At 48.4% G+C, this 1,353-nt stretch carries 2 pseudogenes; both read left to right on the top strand.

The window, feature by feature from the left end:
• A pseudogene (locus A3757_RS27310) lies at positions 1–301 on the top strand (LamG domain-containing protein); the annotation flags it as partial.
• Between the two features lie 26 nt (positions 302–327).
• Positions 328–1,353 (top strand): annotated as a pseudogene (locus tag A3757_RS23280) (hypothetical protein); the annotation flags it as partial.

Genomic DNA, 1,353 nt, shown 5'->3' with positions numbered 1-1,353 from the left:
GGTTGATGACACAAGCTTAAGAGCTAGTTTCTTTAGCAGCTTTGATTTTAGTGAAAATGCCAATACTGCTTTTGATACGGATGGCCGTAGCCAGATTTCAAGCGCCCTCCTGAGCAACTTTGTTGGCACTAGCTTGGACACTCAACCTAGCGACAGCGATATTAATGATGAGATAAACAGCCTGATTGATACGCTTAGCGCTTGCTCAGCTGACAGCAGCTGTCCCGAAGGTAGAACCGAGATTGTGGTCAAAGCAGCCTGCGCAGCCGTACTAGGCAGCGCTACAACGCTTGTGCAATAAATACTATTCAGTTGAAGGATGAGATTATGATTATCAAACCAACACTCAAACAAACGCTGGATATCAACGCACCTTTGATACACAGTGACCATAAACGCCCTAAAACACGTAGGGAGTTTATCGCCAATGGATTCATGGCTGGCGGTGCTACCGTTTTTGGCTCGTCAATATTCAGCCTCTTCGGAGCACCACGTAATGCTTCGGCCGCGCTATCTTCAGATATTGAAGCCTTAAAAGATAGCTGTGGAATCGCCGTCCAAGGGGCCGGAAAGATCCCTTTTATCTGTATTGACCTGGCTGGTGGCGCCAACATTGCCGGCTCCAATGTATTGGTTGGCGGTTCAGGCGGACAAAAAGACATGCTCAGCACAGCAGGCTATAGCAAACTTGGCATCCCGCCGGATTTTTTACCTCAGGTAAACAATACCGATGGCACTACGAATGACTTCGTTGATGAATCCCTGGGCTTAGCCTTTCATTCAGATAGCCAATTTTTACGCGGGATTCAGGAACGAACCTCTGCGGCAACCCAAGCTGCGATTAACGGTGTAGTTATTCCCGCCCGCTCAGAAAATGATACAGGCAACAACCCCCATAACCCGGTTTATGGCATTCATAATGCCGGTGCAGATGGTTCACTTTTAACATTGATTGGCTCACGAAGCTCTGATTCTGGCGGCAACTCCTTAGCACCAATGGACATGATTAACCCGCAGGTGCGCCCGACTAAAATTGACCGCCCAAGTGATGTTACTGGCCTGGTCGATGTCGGTGATTTGATCGGCCTACTAAGCCAGGAAGATGCCGTCGCGGTAATGGAGTCTATTCAACGTATCAGTGATAAGAAAATGGCTCAGATGAATACCGGCCTTCCTAACGCTGGCGTAAATGTTACCACTGACGAAGTCGTAAAAGACCTTGTACGCTGTGGCTATGTAAAAAGTGCCGACCTGGCAGACCGTTTTGGCAACCCTGCTGACCTCGACCCGGTACAAGACCCGGATATTGTCGGAGCAAGCGGTATCTTTAGTAGTGAAGAATTTCTCAATGAC

The sequence above is a fragment of the Oleiphilus sp. HI0117 genome, from assembly GCF_001635235.1.
The sequence above is the reverse complement of the archived record's forward strand: the minus strand, read 5'-3'. Positions and strand labels throughout refer to the sequence as shown.